The organism is Nostoc sp. ChiSLP03a (assembly GCF_034531215.2).
GTDB lineage: Bacteria > Cyanobacteriota > Cyanobacteriia > Cyanobacteriales > Nostocaceae > Nostoc.
Genome location: NZ_JAVRBQ020000108.1, coordinates 1 through 17,859, shown reverse-complemented (window position 1 = coordinate 17,859; position 17,859 = coordinate 1). Strand labels below are relative to the sequence as shown.

Annotated in this window: 19 protein-coding genes; 10 read left to right on the top strand and 9 right to left on the bottom strand. The window is 43.2% G+C overall.

Translation table 11 applies throughout. The features are described from left to right. The first annotated feature begins 286 nt into the window (after positions 1-286). Positions 287-757: a cation diffusion facilitator family transporter gene (locus RMY32_RS18080; RefSeq protein WP_322712877.1), complete on the top strand. Its 471-nt coding sequence runs from the start codon at positions 287-289 to the stop codon at positions 755-757. Continuing rightward, positions 739-1,218 (top strand): cation diffusion facilitator family transporter, encoded by a 480-nt coding sequence (locus RMY32_RS18075; RefSeq protein ID WP_322712918.1) that lies wholly within the window; start codon positions 739-741, stop codon positions 1,216-1,218. Before RMY32_RS18080 ends, RMY32_RS18075 begins: the two co-directional genes overlap by 19 nt. Before the next feature lie 140 nt (positions 1,219-1,358). Here the strand turns inward: RMY32_RS18075 and RMY32_RS18070 are convergent, their stop codons facing one another. Further along, on the bottom strand, positions 1,359-1,730 hold the full coding sequence (locus RMY32_RS18070) for a hypothetical protein (protein ID WP_322712916.1): 372 nt from the start codon (positions 1,728-1,730) through the stop codon (positions 1,359-1,361). Positions 1,731-2,345: 615 nt separating this feature from the next. Between RMY32_RS18070 and RMY32_RS18065 the strand changes: the two genes are divergently transcribed. Further along, a complete protein-coding gene (locus tag RMY32_RS18065) occupies positions 2,346-2,738 on the top strand; it encodes a DUF6632 domain-containing protein (protein ID WP_322712875.1) in 393 nt (130 codons plus the stop codon). Positions 2,739-3,075: 337 nt separating this feature from the next. Here RMY32_RS18065 and RMY32_RS18060 read toward each other — a convergent pair whose 3' ends face one another. Next, the gene (locus tag RMY32_RS18060) at positions 3,076-3,648 is read right to left on the bottom strand and encodes a DUF3611 family protein (protein ID WP_322712873.1); all 573 of its coding nucleotides are present in this window, start codon (positions 3,646-3,648) and stop codon (positions 3,076-3,078) included. A 349-nt stretch (positions 3,649-3,997) separates the two neighbouring features. Here RMY32_RS18060 and RMY32_RS18055 point away from each other — a divergent pair, with 349 nt between their 5' ends. The 4 genes from RMY32_RS18055 (at position 3,998) to RMY32_RS18040 (ending at position 8,490) form a co-directional block, all read left to right on the top strand. Continuing rightward, the gene (locus RMY32_RS18055) at positions 3,998-4,087 is read left to right on the top strand and encodes a twin-arginine translocation signal domain-containing protein (RefSeq protein ID WP_409883347.1); all 90 of its coding nucleotides are present in this window, start codon (positions 3,998-4,000) and stop codon (positions 4,085-4,087) included. 287 nt (positions 4,088-4,374) lie between these two features. Continuing rightward, positions 4,375-5,052, top strand: coding sequence for a DUF4142 domain-containing protein (locus tag RMY32_RS18050; protein WP_322712872.1), 678 nt, complete (start codon positions 4,375-4,377; stop codon positions 5,050-5,052). Between the two features lie 531 nt (positions 5,053-5,583). After that, on the top strand, positions 5,584-6,900 hold the full coding sequence (locus RMY32_RS18045) for a Gfo/Idh/MocA family oxidoreductase (protein ID WP_322712870.1): 1,317 nt from the start codon (positions 5,584-5,586) through the stop codon (positions 6,898-6,900). Between the two features lie 18 nt (positions 6,901-6,918). Then, positions 6,919-8,490, top strand: coding sequence for an MFS transporter (locus tag RMY32_RS18040; RefSeq protein ID WP_322712869.1), 1,572 nt, complete (start codon positions 6,919-6,921; stop codon positions 8,488-8,490). A 44-nt stretch (positions 8,491-8,534) separates the two neighbouring features. Here RMY32_RS18040 and RMY32_RS18035 read toward each other — a convergent pair whose 3' ends face one another. The 7 genes from RMY32_RS18035 to RMY32_RS18005 form a co-directional block, all read right to left on the bottom strand. Beyond that, a complete protein-coding gene (locus RMY32_RS18035) occupies positions 8,535-9,701 on the bottom strand; it encodes a calcium-binding protein (RefSeq protein WP_322712868.1) in 1,167 nt (388 codons plus the stop codon). Positions 9,702-9,947: 246 nt separating this feature from the next. Further along, complete coding sequence (locus RMY32_RS18030) at positions 9,948-10,565, bottom strand: flavin reductase family protein (RefSeq protein ID WP_322712867.1); 618 nt, start codon at positions 10,563-10,565, stop codon at positions 9,948-9,950. Between the two features lie 28 nt (positions 10,566-10,593). Beyond that, the gene (locus RMY32_RS18025; protein WP_322712865.1) at positions 10,594-11,388 is read right to left on the bottom strand and encodes a phosphate ABC transporter ATP-binding protein; all 795 of its coding nucleotides are present in this window, start codon (positions 11,386-11,388) and stop codon (positions 10,594-10,596) included. Next, on the bottom strand, positions 11,385-12,239 hold the full coding sequence (pstA, locus tag RMY32_RS18020) for a phosphate ABC transporter permease PstA (protein WP_322712863.1): 855 nt from the start codon (positions 12,237-12,239) through the stop codon (positions 11,385-11,387). The genes RMY32_RS18025 and pstA overlap by 4 nt, the downstream gene beginning before the upstream one ends. Next, complete coding sequence (gene pstC / locus RMY32_RS18015; RefSeq protein ID WP_322712862.1) at positions 12,232-13,110, bottom strand: phosphate ABC transporter permease subunit PstC; 879 nt, start codon at positions 13,108-13,110, stop codon at positions 12,232-12,234. Before pstC ends, pstA begins: the two co-directional genes overlap by 8 nt. Continuing rightward, a complete protein-coding gene (locus tag RMY32_RS18010) occupies positions 13,067-13,915 on the bottom strand; it encodes a phosphate ABC transporter substrate-binding protein (protein WP_322712860.1) in 849 nt (282 codons plus the stop codon). Before RMY32_RS18010 ends, pstC begins: the two co-directional genes overlap by 44 nt. 29 nt (positions 13,916-13,944) lie before the next feature. Continuing rightward, complete coding sequence (locus RMY32_RS18005) at positions 13,945-14,244, bottom strand: metalloregulator ArsR/SmtB family transcription factor (RefSeq protein ID WP_322712859.1); 300 nt, start codon at positions 14,242-14,244, stop codon at positions 13,945-13,947. A gap of 424 nt (positions 14,245-14,668) precedes the next feature. Here RMY32_RS18005 and RMY32_RS18000 point away from each other — a divergent pair, with 424 nt between their 5' ends. The 3 genes from RMY32_RS18000 to RMY32_RS17990 all read left to right on the top strand — a co-directional run bounded on the left by RMY32_RS18000 (position 14,669) and on the right by RMY32_RS17990 (position 17,287). Then, a complete protein-coding gene (locus tag RMY32_RS18000) occupies positions 14,669-15,031 on the top strand; it encodes a hypothetical protein (protein ID WP_322712858.1) in 363 nt (120 codons plus the stop codon). A 466-nt stretch (positions 15,032-15,497) separates the two neighbouring features. Further along, on the top strand, positions 15,498-16,655 hold the full coding sequence (locus RMY32_RS17995; RefSeq protein ID WP_322712856.1) for an XdhC family protein: 1,158 nt from the start codon (positions 15,498-15,500) through the stop codon (positions 16,653-16,655). Between the two features lie 5 nt (positions 16,656-16,660). Beyond that, complete coding sequence (locus RMY32_RS17990; RefSeq protein ID WP_322712854.1) at positions 16,661-17,287, top strand: nucleotidyltransferase family protein; 627 nt, start codon at positions 16,661-16,663, stop codon at positions 17,285-17,287. Positions 17,288-17,859: the final 572 nt, after the last annotated feature.

The following is a 17,859-nucleotide window of genomic DNA, read 5'->3' as shown; positions in this document are numbered from 1 at the left end:
AAGTTCATACGCAGCAATGATACCCTGTGTCAATACACTTGTAGAGACGCGATTTATCGCGTCTTGAAATACCAATAGACCTCTTGCAAAAATATATTTTTGCACTCTTAGGGGAAAGGGTAAAGGTTAAAGGGAAAGGATTTTGAGTTTTTTTACCCTTTTACCCTTCCCCTTTTCCCGACAAATGCCAAGAAGTCTAATCAGTAGAAGACTCAGGACTGATGACTGCTCAAGTAAAATTTGGTACTCTTAGCTCGGAATCACTGTAATTACGTCCGCGACCGAGATGAGTAGTCGAACAGCCCAATCCTACGCTTTCTTATCGATTGCAGCAGCAATCATTACTATTGCCTTAAAGTTTGGCGCTTACCTGCTAACCGGGTCAGTAGGTTTGCTCTCAGATGCTATTGAATCAATTGTAAATCTCGTGGCAGCATTGGTTGCTCTATGGGCATTGACCTATGCTGATAAACCAGCCGATGCCGAACACGCTTTTGGACATTCTAAAGCCGAATACTTCTCCAGTGGTGCAGAAGGTGCGTTGATTATAGTGGCAGCCATTAGCATTGCTGTTGAAGCTTGGGGACGCTTGCTGCATCCAGAACCATTAACACAGCTGGGATTAGGGTTGGCGCTCTCTCTTTTTGCAACCGCAATCAACGGCGTTGTTGCCTTTATCTTGTTACGAGCAGGGCAACGGTTGCGTTCCATTTTACACTCAGAGCTGATGCTCATCACCTGTTTACCGATGTATTAACTTCGGCTGGTGTAGTAGTTGGAATCTTTCTCGTCAAAGTAACAGGCACTCTCGTACTCGATCCAATTGTCGCCCTGATAGTAGCAGCAAATATTACTTGGACAGGATTTCGTTTGCTGCAAGAAACTAGTAGCGCCTTACTGGATGCAGCTTTGCCTAAAAAAGAAATTGACGCAATTAAGAGCATCTTTGACGAGTACAAAGACCGAGACATTCAGTTTCATGCCTTGCGAACCCGTACTGCTGGAATCCGTCGCTTTGTTTCCTTTCATGTTCTTGTACCTGGATCTTGGACAGTGCAACAAGGCCATGATTTATGCGAGGCAATTGAGCTTGCCATTGTTCGAGTGCTACCTTCAACCCACGTTACAACTCATTTAGAACCTGTAGAAGATCCAGTTTCTTGGGAAGATTTGGAGTTGGAGCGATCGAGCAATCAGCAAATGCAAGATATGAAATAAGAGATTAATTGCTGCCGATCGCATCTCTACATCAACTGCAACGCCGAATACTGCAAATGCGTAGGCGTAGCCAGCCGTAGGCATTGCTAATTTTCAAACTCAATCAAGTTGATTAACTTGCGCTCGCTTCGAGCAGGCAGTTACGCCATCGCAACTGTCTTTTTCCGCGAAGGACGTTTGCGGTCTGATTTTTTCTTCAATCCCACAGCTTGAGCTTGATCGCTATCTGAGCCATATTGCCCGCGTACAACTTCTTTCATCGCTAATACGGCATTATGAAATTCCCACTCTGCTAATCGAGCAGCATCAGCTGCCGCACGGTATAAAGCTAGTTTCTCAGTTTCGGTTTGTTGAGAAATCAACATTGCCTGATAAGCTTCCTGTAAATTAGCAGATGAGGCATCAGCACGAGTTGTGTTGTAAGTGTTGACGGTTTGTAAACCGTGGAATGAGTCAATATCTTGACTAATCAGTAGAGGACGCAAACGGTTTGTTGTATTTTGGGGAGGCATATATGCATACTTAGTAATTTGTACATTTAATGTACCCATTACAACAAAAAAAGCTATCAGTAAGATGAAATTTTTCGATCGGGCAAGCTTAGAAAGGATAGTTTAGGATAACAGGTCGATGTATTGGCATAACAGACCGATGTATTAACATAACAGACCGATGTATTAACATAACAGACCGATGTATTGGCATAACAGACCGATGTATTGGCATAACAGACCGATGTATTGGCATAACAGACCGATGTATTGGCATAACAGACCGATGCAATTACAAAACCGTAAGACGACACTAAAAACCGAATGGCACTAAGAAAAGCCCAAAGGCTTATGTAGCCTCGTTTCGCCTCGTTCCCAGTCTGAAGACTGGGAATGTATTGCCCAGAGGCTCTGCCTCTAGTCAAGCCACTGGAGGCGGAGCCTCCCAGGATGGATTCCCAGCCTGGAGGCTGGGAACCAGTCATAGGCGATTGTCGCCCCTTGAACTTAGTGCCATTCCACTAAAAACCACAAGCAGCATTAAAATTTCTAACACTCTAAAGCTGAAGTGTCACTAGTGGGAATATAATCAAAAAATTATACAGTTTTGTTTAATAAAAACTGCACTAGAAAATAGTGGAGGTTAAAGCAATGGATGGGCGCGATCGCTACTTACAAATCGCTCTGGTTCTTGTTGGCATAGCTTTTCTACTTATATATCCGCTAACTCAGGTCTGGGCATCAGGCTGGTTATGGCAACCAGGTCAGCACGAATACGAACAGATGATTATTGGTGTTTATGCGACGCTTGGTGTTTTTTTGCTGTTAGCTTCAAGGCAACCAGAAGCTCACCTCAGTTTAATCTGGTTCACCGTCATATCAAGTGCAGTCCACGGGCTGATCATGGCGGTACATGCAGTAATTGACCCTGTTGAACAGGGACACCTGTTTGGTGATGTTCCAGCATTGTTCTTGGTAGCGATTGTCCTTGGCTTTTTAGCACCCCGCAAAGTAGTGTCAAGCACATAAACTGGCTACCCCTACGCTCTATTCTTTACTGTACTTTAGATATGAGGGGGCATGAGAATCGAACCGCAAAGAGCGCAAAGGAAGATAGAAGAGGGAGCGATCGCATCTCTCATAAACTGCAACGCCAAATACTGCGAATGCGTAAGCGTAGCCAGCACTTCTTTACGATAGGCTGCGCCAACGGCAAAGCTCAGTGACCACCGTAGGCATCGCCGAAACGATGAAACCTCAATCATACGATTGGCGATCGCTAATTTCTAAACTCAATTAAGTTGATAACTTGCGATCCCTTCTAGCAGCCGGTTACGCCATCGCAACTGACTTTTTGCTTTGGTGACTATTGCTCTAACCAGTTAAGCAGCCCAAGTGAAGTAGCGCCTCCGACAAAGTGAGCGCCAATCAGATTGACATTGGCCAAAACCACAAAAATATCTAGAGACCGAATGACATTTTCAGGTCTATAGACTCCTATTGTTTGAGGCAGAGCTAGCGTTTTCGCTAATACAGCAATAACAGTCACTTCAGATGCTAAAAAAGCTAAAAATAGCCCTATAAAACTGACAATTAACCCAATTTGTAATACTTGAATTACGTCCTGTTTACTTGGATGTAATTCTCGATTAGGCAACTGTAAAAGTTTGTTTAAACGCCTGTAGCGATTCATCCAGTAGAGTCGGAAACACAGCACTAAAATTCCAATAATTCCCAAAAATACTCCAAAACCCATAACCGAATTTGTCGTTGTTTGGGCAATGACGTTACGGCTAAATATAGCCAGTAACAAAGCCAAGATAGAAACAGTGCCTAATGCTAACTGTACCCAAAAGCTAATTGGTCTTACTACACCGAAAGTGGCTGCGAATTTTCGTTTAGTTGGTACAGGTAAGTATGAATTTAGGTCATTTGTCATCTTAGTTCTCCTAAAACTTACGCCAATTGATCGTTGCAATCGAACCCTCTACGCGCTGCCTACGTAGATACTTATCGAAGAAGGCTTTTACTCTATTGTCTACGGCAGTGCCAAAGTCACTATGCCTAGCACCTTGAGCATAGTTAGCGGATAATGTCCACTAACTATTCTCCCACACCTTTTTTTGTTTACCCTTGTAAATGCATTGGCTTGCATTAAGAATGCATCGATTTGCATTGCAAATGCATCTTGCGGAATATATTTAAAAGCACACCTTAGCTAGAGTTTCTGTGCCAGATAGCAGTGATATTATACGGCTCATTCCTGTTGGTGCTTGTAGGAGACAATTATGAAAATCAGTAGACGCAGCTTGTTAAAAACTGCTTCTGCTTCGGGATTAGTGGCAGCATTACAGTTTCGGAAGGATTTTTGCAACTGATCCTCGCCAAAACAGAACTCAATCAGATGATATCCCTGCAAGAAATCGTAAAAGGGACTGGGGACTGGGGATTAGGGATTGGGTGTCAAATCGAATTATGGTAGTTGCTCATTACCCAGCACCAAATTTTAAAAAACTTTTCCCAGTCCCCAGTACCCAGTACCCAGTACCAGCGGCATCTACTTCACATTAATCGGCTTTGTTTGTAGCTTACTCAACTGTGCGATCGCTCTTAGTTTTTCATTCAACGTTTCAAAATATAGCTTTATCCAAGGAGAACACTAATTATGTCTCACTTTAAAATATTTTCTACTGGTATAGTAGCGATCGCTTTATCTCTGGCGACTGGTTGTACCCCGACTACTCCGCACGACCAGACTACATCTGAAGCTCCAGTTGCTGTACCTGTACAAGGAACTGAGAGTCCATCCCCAACTACCTCACCAACTACCTCATCAACTCCATCAGGGCAAAATAACCTCAGTTCGGCAGACAGACAGTTCATAACTGAAGCCGCTCAAGGTGGTTTAGCAGAAGTCCAACTAGGACAACTAGCATCACAACGTGGAACTAGCGATGCGGTAAAACAGTATGGACAGCGTATGGTTCAAGATCATACCCTAGCAAATAATCAACTCAAACAGTTGGCGACTCAAAAAGGTGTAACGCTGCCAACTACTATTGGCCCCAAAAATCAGCAAATAAAGCAACGTTTATCCAAACTTTCTGGTGCTAACTTTGATCGCCAATATCTGAATCAGATGCTTCAAGATCATGAAAAAGATGTCTCTCTATTCCAAACTGAAGCTGAACAAGGACAAGATGCAGACGTGAAAACATTTGCGGGTCAAACTTTACCAATTCTCCAAGACCACCTGCAAGAAGTTCGTTCCCTTGTTAATCCTGGAAGTTCAACTAGCACCCCAACTCCAACTAGCACCCCAACTCCAACCACTACCCCGTAGAGCAGGGGAAGCAGGGGGAGCAGGGGGAGGAGGGGGAGTAAAGAGGCAAATAAGAGTACTTTTTACGAGCGTTACAGATTGGTTATACACGAATGGTACTAAGAAAAGCTCGAAAGCTTCAGGACTTACGCAACTGGCATATTATTTTCAGTTCGTAGTGTACCCCTCCGGGGAAGCAAGCTACGCGTAGCGTCTCGCAGAGAGGACTTTAGTCCTCAAAATAAGGGCTAGAGCCGCTTACTACAAACTAAAAATCCGATTTTTTTGTGACACTTGCGTAAGTCCTAAGCTTGTGTAGTCTCGTTCCCAGCCTCCAGGCTGGGAATGTATTCTTAGAGGCTTTGCCTCTGATCAATCTACTGGAGGCGGAGCCTCCCAGAATGGGTTCCCTGCCTAGAGGCAGGGAACCAGTCAATCTTACTGTGAGAGCGTTTGAGCAATGATGTGCCCCGACGACAGATGTGGTTCAAATACATGATTTCTGCTGGAAGCCCAAAATTACATCATTAAAGAGAATTTTAAGGAACCACGATGTCTAAATTGTTTAAAGGAAAAATTTCTCGTCGTCAGATTCTAACTACAACTGGATTAGGAGCCGTTTCAGCCGCCGCAATTGGTAGTATGGGCGAAGAGGTTACTGCCCAACAGCCAACGGGACAAACCACTCCCCGCGGAGGCGAGTTGCCGCCACAGATTGAGTTTCCACCCATCTCAGAAAAAACTGAGGTTGATACGGGTGGCCCACCAACTGCATTACCTCCAGAGCGACGCTTAGGATTTGCGATCGTTGGACTTGGCAGACTGACATTAGAAGAAATCATGCCTGCGTTTGCAGAATGTAAACTAGCAAAGCCAACTGCATTAGTTAGTGGTGATGCTGCCAAAGCCAATCTTGTTGCCCAGCAGTATGGTATTAAACCGCAGAACGTTTACAACTATCAGAATTACGACAATCTCCGCAACAATCCAGACGTTGATGTGATTTATATTGTACTGCCCAACAGTATGCACCGGGAATATACGGTGCGGGGTGCGAAAGCTGGAAAGCATATTCTGTGTGAGAAGCCGATGGCAACCACAGTCGAAGATGCTCAACAAATGATCGACGCGTGCAAACAAGCGAATCGCAAGCTGATGATTGCTTATCGCTGCCAATATGAGCCGCACCATCGCGCCATGATTGCGATGATCCGTAGCAAAGAATTGGGAACTGTGAAGGTGATTCAGGCAGATAACGGACAAAATCAGGGAGGTGACTTAAATCAGTGGCGATTGAAACGCGCCTTAGCTGGAGGTGGCTCTTTACCGGATGTGGGAATTTATTGCTTGAATGCAACTCGCTATTTAACGGGAGAGGAACCGATCGCAATTAGCGCCCAAATCTTTAGTACTCCCGGCGATCCGCGCTTCAAAGAAGTTGAAGAAAGTGTCACCTTCCAGCTGCGGTTTCCCAGTGGCATATTAGGGATTTGCTCCACTAGCTACGGCTTTCACGAAGGGCGGCGGTTTCGCGTTTTCGGCTCTGATGCTTGGGGACAACTCGATCCGGCGTTCTCCTACAACGGTTTGCGAATGATGATTTCCCGCAAATCCCCAACCAACAGCATGGCAGAAAACATTAGCGAAGTGCGGATAGGTGAGAAGAATCAGTTCGCTTTAGAAATCGATCACATGGCGGATTGTGTGATTCAAAATAAACAACCCCATACGCCTGGTGAAGAAAGTTTGCAAGACCAAAAACTGATAGCGTTAATTTACGAAGCGGCACAAACAGGCAAAACGATTACCTTACCTCGTGTCTCAAGATTAGATACCACTCGTGGCCCCGCTCCGCGAATGCTGAAGTAATATGTGCATACCGCAGTCATGACAACCTCTGCTTGGAGTCCGCTCCGTAAATCTTTGTTTCGCGATCGCTGGATTGCCTCGATTGTCTCCAACATTGGCGGTTGGATGGAGGACACAGCGGGAGCTTGGTTAATGACTTCTCTCACCACCTCTCCTCTGTTGGTGGCACTGATGCAAACAGCCGCAACTTTGCCAGTGCTGTTGTTAGGATTACCAGCCGGAGCAACGGCAGATATTTTCGATCGCCGTCGGTTACTGCTGTTTTGGCAAGTCTGGATGCTGGTTGCGGCACTGATTTTGAGTGGATTGATTTTTGCAGGTAAGATTACACCGTGGTCGCTGCTGGCGCTGACGTTTTTGCTTAACTTGGGAGCGGCAATGAATGGCCCAGCTTGGCAAGCAATTGTACCAGAATTAGTACCGCGATCGGAACTGATGGCTGCGATCGCATTAAATAGTGCTGGGTTTAACATTGCCAGAGCAGTTGGGCCGGCGATCGCAGGTTTTATATTGGTGGCGGCAAATGCGGGAGTCGTCTTTTTGATTGATGCCCTTTCTTTTATCGGGGTGATTTACATCCTCTATCGTTGGCAGCGCCAACCGCTTTATGAAAGCGCCCTGCCCGCAGAGCGAGCATTGGGTTCTGTGCGAGCTGGTATTCGCTATGTCCGTTTTTCTCCCGCCCTGCAAGCCGTGTTAATTCGAGCCGCAGTTTTAACTAGTTGCACGAGTGCTTTGTTAGCCTTGCTGCCTTTGGTAGCACAACAAGATTTGCGACAAGGAGCAGGTGGGTATGGTTTACTACTCGGCTGCTTTGGATTGGGGGCGATTTTCGGTGCGATTTTGCTGCCACGAGTGCGTCAACATCTCACAGCCGATGGAGTTGTGATTGCTGGAACTCTGGTGTTTGCAGTTGCGACCTTAATTCTGGCATTCATTCACAACGTACCTTTGGTATTGCTGGCTTTGCTGGCGGGGGGAATTGCCTGGACAAGTATGACATCCAGCTTGAATATTACAGTGCAGCTTGCGGTTCCGGCTTGGGTGCAGGCGCGGGCACTAGGAACTTATCAGATGGTATTTCAAGGAGGTTCAGCAATTGGTAGTATTGTTTGGGGTGTAGCAGCAGAGCATTGGGGTATGCGGACTGCCTTATTTGTTGCTGCGATCGGCTTAGTAGGGGGAACGTTCACAGCGCGGCGTTACCGCTTGCTATCAGGAAAACTTGATTTAGGCCCGGCATTACGGCGAGCAGAACCACTGGTAGTAATTGAATTGCAACCAGAAGAAGGGCCAGTTTTAGTCACATTTGAATATTGTATTGACCCAGATCGAGCAGAGGAATTCATTACAGCAATTCATGCTTTGCGCGTGGTGCGGCTACGAGATGGTGCGATTCGCTGGGGCATCTTTCACGATACATCTGTGCCAAATCGCTACTTAGAAACATTTATCGTCGAGTCTTGGGTAGATCATTTACGTCAATATGAGCGGTTTACGGTGGCAGATCGAGAAATTCGTGAAAGGGTTTTTGCCTTTCATCAAGGCGATGAACCCCCAGTTATTTCTCACATGATTTATGCTCGCTAATCCCAAGAAGCACGAGCTTAAAAAAGACTGAAAACAGGATATTCTTAAGCAAGTTGAATGTCTAGATTGGCTTGAAAACCAATAAGCTTATTTTCAACAATAGCGAATCTAGATTCTTGGAAGAACAAAGAACCAGTCAAGGCATCATAACTAAAGTCACTGATTGAAATAGCGCCAAAACCTGCTTGAGAAACCTGAATTTTGTCACCTTCAGTAGGCTTAAAGTCTTTAATAATGTCAACACCCTCTAATACGTTGGTAAAAACAAATTTATCTGCACCTACTCCACCAGTGAGAGTATCGTTACCATTTCCACCAGTGAGTATGTCATTGCCACTTTTGCCAGAAAGTGTATCGTCACCACCATTACCAAATAAAAAATTATTTTGCCCATCTCCAACAATGGTGTCACTTTGATTTGTACCTTTGACATTATCAAAGTTTATAAATGTGAACTTAGCTGTGTTTCCGCCAGGAAGATTATTCACTAGGAAACTTTGAGTTTCAAGGTTGGCGTTGACTGATAGATCGGATAAAAATGAAAAGGGTATTGAAGGAGCCATTGAGGCGTCTATAGTGTTATTTACAGCATTAGCATCACCAATAAGATTTTCAAAATTACCAAGTAAATCTGTACCTAGTCCACCACCTTTTTTAAGAGTTCCATCAATGAATATGGTAGAGTTTTGACCCAATTTACTGTAATCAGCCGTATCAGTACCATCTCCACCATTTAAGGTATCGTTGCCTGCGCTGCCTTTAATAATGTCATTGCCGCCACTGCCAGATAATTCATTATCCTTAGCATCACCAGTAATTACGTCATTTTGATTTGTACCAATTATATTTACAAAATTCTTCACATTGACTACTATTGGCGGCGAACCTACAACTCTGATTTCTAGTCTTTCTTTAGATAAGTCAGCTATTATTGATACATTTGTGCTGTCAGAAGTCGCATCAATAATGTTAATCTGTCCTGTAGCACCGATCGCAGTTTCAAAGAAATCTTTAAAGGTGTCATTCCCAACTGCACCCTTTTTGATAACCACTGGCTGGACTATTATCGGTTGTTCTAAGCCACTGTAATCAATGATATCGTTACCTTTTTTGCCAGTAATGGTATCATTACCTGCACTGCCGATAAATGTGTCATTTCCATCAGTTCCAACTAAAATGTCGTCTCCATCAGTCCCTATAATTAGTGCCATAATCTTGCTTGATGTGTTTAATAGTCAACTGCTGTATAGTAATGTGATGGTAACATGTTATCAACCGCAAGATACTAAATAAAGATGAAACTGAGTTCACTCGATGATCAGGGCTTTTCAGTGTTTATATCGATGATATTTCATTCGTTATCCAAAACAATATCTAATGGATAATGAATATAAGTCAAGGGTGAATTTTACAAGTTACAAAAAACCTACGTGCAACTCCTGTTAATTAACATCAGCTTATACCTTTGGAGTCGTCATCTCAAATAGTTTCCCAATCTTTGTATACTCAACTGGGCCACCTAAGCGCGTAATCGGCTGCATCCTTACAGTATCAACTAACCCCAAATCTTGGCGGTATAAGTCTTCACGCACATGAAATCTTAACACTCGACCTAATACCATCACATTATTGGTTCCTTCCACTGCAACTATTTGTGTAACTTTACACTCCATTGCCACTGGTGAGCTTTCAATCCGCAATGGTCGGACATCTGTAGCAGGAATAGCTTTTAAGTTTGCTTTTTCAAACTCGTTAACTCCATAGGGAAATTCTGTTCCGGTTTGAGCCATTGCCTGAGACAATGTTTCATCCACCACATGACACACAAATTCATCAACTTCATGAATATTGCGTAACGTGTCTTTTTCTTTTGGCTCATGTCTACGATATGCGACTGAGAACATAATAGTTGGTGGAAAACCTGCTACTGCATTGAAAAAGGAATACGGGGCAAGATTGGCAATTCCAGAGGCACTAATTGTAGATACCCAGGCAATTGGGCGAGGAGCAACAATGCTTGTCAATAGATGGTAAGGAGCAGGGTCTTTCATTTCCTGCGGCACGAATGATAACATAAAATTCTCTATTTCTATATTTTTTAAATCAACCCCTTGCACCTGTGACATAAGCTGCTGTCAAGGGATGTTGGGGGTACTCAAAAATTTGCTGCACTGAACCTGACTCAATCAATTGTCCAACACCTGACTGTACCCAGAATAGAGCAACTCGATCAGCGATACGCTTGGCTTGCGCTAGGTTATGCGTGACAATCAGCAAGGTATAACGCTGACGCAAACTAGTAATTAAGTCTTCAACTATTCCACTGGCAATTGGATCGAGGGCGCTACAAGGTTCATCGAATAACAGGATTTCTGGTTGCAAAGCCAAGGCTCTAGCTATGCACAACCTTTGCTGCTGTCCGCCAGAAAGTGCTAAAGCAGAGGTTTGCAATCGGTCTTTGACTTCATCCCAAAGTCCAACATCTTTCAGGCTTGTCTCGACGATCGCATCGATTTGTTCTTTACGGATACCATGTTCTCGCAGAGGTAATTCCAGATTTTTCCAAATTGATAAAGGGAAAGGATTGGGCTTTTGGAAAATCATCCCAACTTGCCGCCGCAGCGCGTTCGCATTCGTTTTGGCATTTAGCACGTCTAAACTACCTATACGAATCCGCCCTTGGACTCGACACTGGGGAATCATATCTGTCAACCGATTTAAGCAACTCAAAAAGCTAGTTTTTCCACAACCAGAAGGCCCCACCAACGCCAAAATTTCCCCCAGATTCACACTCAAATTGACATTAGCAAATGCAGTTTTTTGACCGTATTGCAGAGTTAAGTTTTCCGTTTCAATCAACGGTGCAACAATTCCAGTAGCGATATTTGCCGATTTCATCCAGAAAAAATTCTCCTGTGCAACCAACGATCTGCAATCCATGCTGCTGTACCATTAATCACCAGCAGTGATACCAGCAAGACTAATGCTGAGGCGTAAGCATTGGCATCCCCCCCAGAGACGTTCATTGATAAATCAAAAATATGAATCGAGAGGGCACGCCCGGAATCCAGCAGTGATTCTGGCATTCTATCTACGTAACCACTAGTAAAAATTAAAGCCGCAGTCTCGGCGATCGCTCGACCAATACCCAGCACTAATCCCACTACCAAACCAGGGACAGCAGCAGGTAACAACAGTTGAAATAGCGTTGTCGTGCGGGAAAAACCAAGGGCTGCGGCTCCCAATCTATACTCATTGGGAACAGCGCGAAATCCTTCTTCTGTAGAGCGAATCAAGATTGGTAACACCATACACCCCAAGGTCAATCCTCCCGACAAAATAGAAAATCCCAGCCCCAAAACTTGACAAAAGAAGACGTTGCCAAACAACCCAAAGACTATAGAAGGAACTCCTGCCAGTACATCTAAACTACGCCGCACCAACCCACCAAACCAACTATCCACGGGGGTGAATTCTGCCAGTAAAACGGCTGTACCAACACCAATAGGGATAGAAACCGCCATACACACTGCCATAATCAGAAAAGTGGAAACCAGAATGCTGGAAATTCCCCCTTCTCTGCCAGCATTTTCTGGTTCAGTTGTTAGGAATTGCCACGTCAAGTGTCCTATACCATGCCAAAGAATATCACTGAGTATCCAAAGAAAGATACCAGTAACTAGGGCAGCAGTTGTCCAAACAATGATTGTTGGCAACCAATCTTTAGGACTTACAACAGGTTCACCCATATATTTTTCCTTGACTGATGACTTCCGCAACCGCAACTAACAGCACAATCATTCCCATCAAAACTAAACCGCTAACAAACAACGCCGAACGGTGGTCTGCTGTGGCATAAGCCATTTCCAAAGCAATATTAGCCGTCAGCGTGCGGATGGGGTCAAATATACTTTTTGGCATTTGGACTACATTGCCACACACCATCAAAATAGCCATTGTTTCGCCAATTGCTCGACCTGTTTCTAAAATTAAGCCTGTGAATAATCCAGATTTGGCAGCAGGAAGCACGATTCTAGAGATAGTTGCCCAACGGGATAATCCTAAAGCTGCTGCTCCTTGAAGATAGGAAGTTGGGACTTTCGCTAAACTAGCATCGGCTACAAGCGCTATTGTTGGCAAAATCATCACTGTGAGAATGGCAATACCCGCGAGTAAACTTGGCCCCGGTGGATGTATCCTACCAATTATCGGAACCAGCACCACTAATCCCCAAAAACCGTAGACTACAGAAGGAATTCCTGCTAAGAGTTCAATTAAGCGACGGTATAACCGAGCCATTGTGGGTGGGGCGTAGAATTGACAAAAAACCGCAGATAGAATTCCTACAGGTGTAGCGATCGCTACTGAGCCAACCATTGCCAAAAATGTACCCAATAACATCGGGAAAAGATTGTATAACCCGGCGGTTGGGTTCCAGGAAGAGTCTGTAAAAAAACGTGTTATTCCGACATGATTGAGGACTGGTAGAGACTCCAGAATCAGAAAGACGATAATTAAAAGTGCGATCGCCCCTGCTATTACCCCTAGAAAACGCAGTATCCAAATTAACCAAAAGTCATTTGGAGACGACGACAAAGTTTTGCTTTTGAACAATGTCATTTACCTGTTGTGATTGCGCGAAATCAAGAAATGCTTTTGTCAATCCTTGAGGTTGGGTTTTGGTTACTAAATTAAGTGGACGAGAAATCGGAAAAGTCCCATTCTGGACGTTAGCTGTTGTTGCAGCTATCCCATTTACAGGTAGCAGCTTAATAGCTACTCCATTAGCTGCACTATTTTCTGCTGACCCGATCGATACATAACCAATTGCATTCGGGTTTCCTGCTACTGTCTTAATTCCCTGCTGATTGTCACCAATTACTACTTGGGCTTTGATGTCTGTATTTTTCAGTTTGAAATAATGGGTAAATAATTCTAAAGTGGAACGTCCTTCGGCTTTGTTAACAACTGTAATCGTTGCATCTTTACCTCCCACTTGTTTCCAGTTCGTTACCTTCCCTGTGTAAATATCTACAACTTGCTTGTCATTGAGCGATTTTACTGGATTGTCTTTGTAAAGAATTACCGTCACTCCATCACGAGCGATAGAAAATGCTTTTAAATCGTTTTCTTCTGGCTTCAATGCACGGGAAACCATGCCAACATTAGCGACACCTTGACGAGCATCAGAAACCCCACGCGAAGATCCCCCTGATTGCACATCAACTCGCGCACCTGGATGCTGAGATTCAAAACGCTTGCCAATTTCAGCCGCCAACGGTGCAATGGTACTGGAGCCTGTAAGTACTAGTTTTCCCTGAAGCTGATTTGGATTATTTGCATCTCGATTCGCTGATGAACAGCCTTGTAACCAAATGCAGGTAGCCAACCCAATCGCCAGAGGTAAAATTTGAGAATTTTTCATTAGTTACTTTTCAACCCGAATTAGGGTTTTTAATTAAAACAGAGGACACAACAGCCAAGGTTCAAAGCTTTGCCTGTAGTTATTTCCACTTCTGGAGCCAGACGGTAGAGAACTGCTTTTCCATTACGCGATCGCACAACCAACTGGGAGCGACGCAGAACTTGTAAATGATGGGATAGTAGGCTTTGTTCCAAGCCCAAAATTTCATTCATCTCTCCCACGTGTTTGGGACTGTCGATTAAGAGTTCTAATACTGCTAGACGAGTTTCATCTGCCAGTACCTTCAGCTTTTCTACGCAGTCAACTTGCTTCTCGCTGCTATTTTTCATTGCCTTTAAAGGAATAGGTTTTTCTTGTTTTTGAAGTTAGGTTGCAGCGAACGCTCTCGTGTTCAGCGAAGATTAACAACTGCTGCTCTCGCAAATAAATAGCAATTCATATGAAATTCGATTCATATCTTAAGGTAGAAAGTGTCACGCTCTACAATTAAAATTATATTTTTTAACCAAAGCTTAATGTTTATCCTATTTACCAAGAAGAAGAGGGGAATGGATTTGCGGATAAAGGAAAAAGAAAAAACTTTTCCCCAAAAGGTATAAACCCCGTATTTTTAAATATGGAGAACAAAAAAGAAGATAATACCCGCTACATACTGCGATAAAAATCAGCGTCTATGCGCGATCGCAATTTATTTGATATCAGCTAAAGTGTGGTGGAAAACTATAATTTGAGGCAGCACTTGAGGCTAGAAGTATGACTACTGTAGCAATTTTACCAACAAGAGACGCTAGTGGTGAGAAATCCTATCGTGCGATTGCAGGAGATAAACATTCGGTTGGCAAAACTGCGGGGCAAGCTTTAGATGCGTTAACTGCCCAGTTGGGTGAGACTGAGTTTAGTGCGCTACTAGTCATTCAAAGCTTTTGTCCTAACACATTCTTTAGTGCCCAGCAACAAGAACGGTTATCAGAGTTGATGAGATTATGGCGATCGGCACGGGATCGGGGACAAGAATTGCTACCAGAACAACAGGCACAGCTGGATGACTTGGTTGAGGCTGAATTGAGAGCGGCGACAGCCCGTACTGCTGCGTTGATGCAGCCAGAGAATTCATGAATCCGTACTATACTGCGATCGCTGGGCGTGCCAACCATCGTTGTGAGTACTGCCAAGCTCCTGAAGCTGTAGATAGATATTTTAACTAAACAGAATAGACTTCTTATAAAAATAAAGAATCTCAAATTAAAACTTTTGGAATAAGTTTAAAGTCCTCTGCCAAAACTGTAATTTAGGGAAAATTACTATTCCGTGCTAATTCTTGTGATAGATAAATGACTAAAGTTGACAACTATCCTGTGGGGCATGATTTCAGTGGTGTTTTCGTTTATCTTGGATAGCACAACACCGCGATGCCTGCGGCGGTAAACAACGCACCTCAATCTAATCTATATACTGTAATCGCTAAAAGGCAGCAAATTTAAGGAGTGTTTGACGCTAGCAGCGATGCACAATGGCACAGCGATCGCATTGTTTGCATTGAGACTACCTACTCAACTTCATAAACTGCTAGAAACAGAAACAAATGAACGAATTACAAGCAATTTTAGAAGGCTTCCAGTCAAGTCAAAAAAATGGTGAAATTACTTTTCTTGCTACTGTAGTCAAAACTCAAGGTTCAACCTATCGCCGACCAGGTGCCAAAATGTTGATGACAGATACAGGTCGGACGATCGGAACAATCAGCGCTGGTTGCTTGGAAAATGATGTATTTGAGCATACTCAACAACGAATGTCGGACGGCGAATCAATTGTTGTTACTTACGATAACACCGCCTCGGAAGATATTCTTTGGGGCTTTGGTTTGGGATGCAATGGGACAGTGCAAGTTCTGATAGAACGTCTGGAAAAAGAAAGTTCACCAAATGCGATCGCTTTTATGCAGGAGTGCTTCGAGCGAAAACATTTGGGTATTATTGCTACAGTCTTTGCCTTTGAAGGCGACGTAGATGTGAAACTTGGGTCGCGTTTACTGCTGTATCCTGATGGTAAAATTATTGCTGACATCAAAGATCCAAATTTAATTCAATCTTTGCAAGTAGATACTCAAGCAGCTTTTACGAATCAAAAGTCTAGTGTAAAAAACTATCAGTTACCTTTAGGCAGTGCAGAAGTTTTTATTGAAGTTATCCAACCACCCACACCTTTGGTAATATTTGGTGCAGGTTATGATGCTGTACCCGTAGCACAGTTTGCTCAAGCATTAGGTTGGGACGTTACTGTAGTCGATTGTCGGGCTAATGAGGCAACTAAAGCGCGATTTCCGATAGCTTGTGACGTGATTCTGACTCAGCGAGAAATTGTCCAAAAACAGGTATTTATAGATGCCAAGACAGTTGCCGTAGTGATGACGCATAATTATCTTGATGACCTGGAAATTTTGAAAACATTGCTGCCATCTCCCGCACGCTACATAGGGGTTTTAGGCCCAAAAGCACGTACTGAAAGATTGCTTGCAGATTTAGGTTCGCAAGGAATAGTTTATACTACTGAACAATTAACCAGATTGCATGGCCCGATTGGGATTGATATCGGAGCAGATACACCTGAAGGAATAGCGATCGCGATTATTGCAGAAATTCAAGCAGTGCTAACAAACCGCAATGGTAATTTTTTAAAAAATCGCAATCAACCGATTCACCAATACGATGAAAGCAACTCAAACTTGCTACTTACCCCATAGTTTTTATGACTGCTACAGACAACGAGAAATCAACCATAGCCGTTATGATTCTTGCTGCTGGTGCATCTACTAGGATGGGTACACCAAAACAACTATTACTTTACCAAGGGCGTAGTTTTTTACAATATATTACAGACATTGCGATCGCTTCAGTTTGTCAACCTGTGGTAGTAGTACTTGGAGCCAATGCAGAACAGATTCATCCCCAAATTAAACAACTTCCCGTTAAAGTAGTTAAAAACTCCAATTGGGCTTGTGGAATGAGTACCTCAATCAAGAGTGGTATTGAATTGTTAAACAATCTTCCGCAAAAAATAGAAGCAGTAGTTATTACACTTTGCGACCAGCCATTTGTTTCTACCCAAATTATCAATCAACTTGTTGATACATATTATTCGACAAAAAAACCGATTATTGCTTGTGAATATGGAGATACATTAGGTGTACCTGCTCTCTTCAGTCAGACATTTTTTTCAGAACTTGTCGCTTTAAAAGAAACTTCAGGAGCGAAAAAAGTTATTAATCATCACCTTAATGAAGTGTTTTCTATTCCGTTTCCATTAGGGGATATAGATATTGATACACCAACGGATTACGAACAATTGCTATCAATTACTAAAGGAATTTATTAAGCATCTTGAACAAGAACGCTAAAAACGAACTTATATCCCCCTCAATCCCCCGATAAATTGGGGGACTTTGATTCTAGTTCCCAAACCCCCTGCCCCCTGCCCCCTGCCTCCCATGCTCAAGAACAGCTTACCAAAACGATTGATTACTTTTTTATTTGGAAGTCCCTTGTACTGGCTGCAAACGTTGTATCTGAGTTTTGCACTTTGTACTTCTAGATTTTGTCGGTTGTATTTGCATCAACATTGCAATGTTCCTCATCAACATTGCAACGTTCTTCATAAATATTGCAATACTCGTCATCAACATTGCAATATTCATCATCAACATTGCAATATTCCTCATCAATATTAAAGCAATTACCAAGAAAAACAGCTAATAACTGGAAATATCGAGAAATTACTCAAATTGGTTGGAATTTTTTTTACAAATATATTAGACATCTCCAAAATAGTAACATTCTGTGGTAAAAGAACATTAAATAGCTTTTTTGACACAGAAACATGAGCGACATACTGAATCATATTGAAGAGAATCCTAAAAGAACAAAGCGGTTAATTGGTCTGGAGTATGA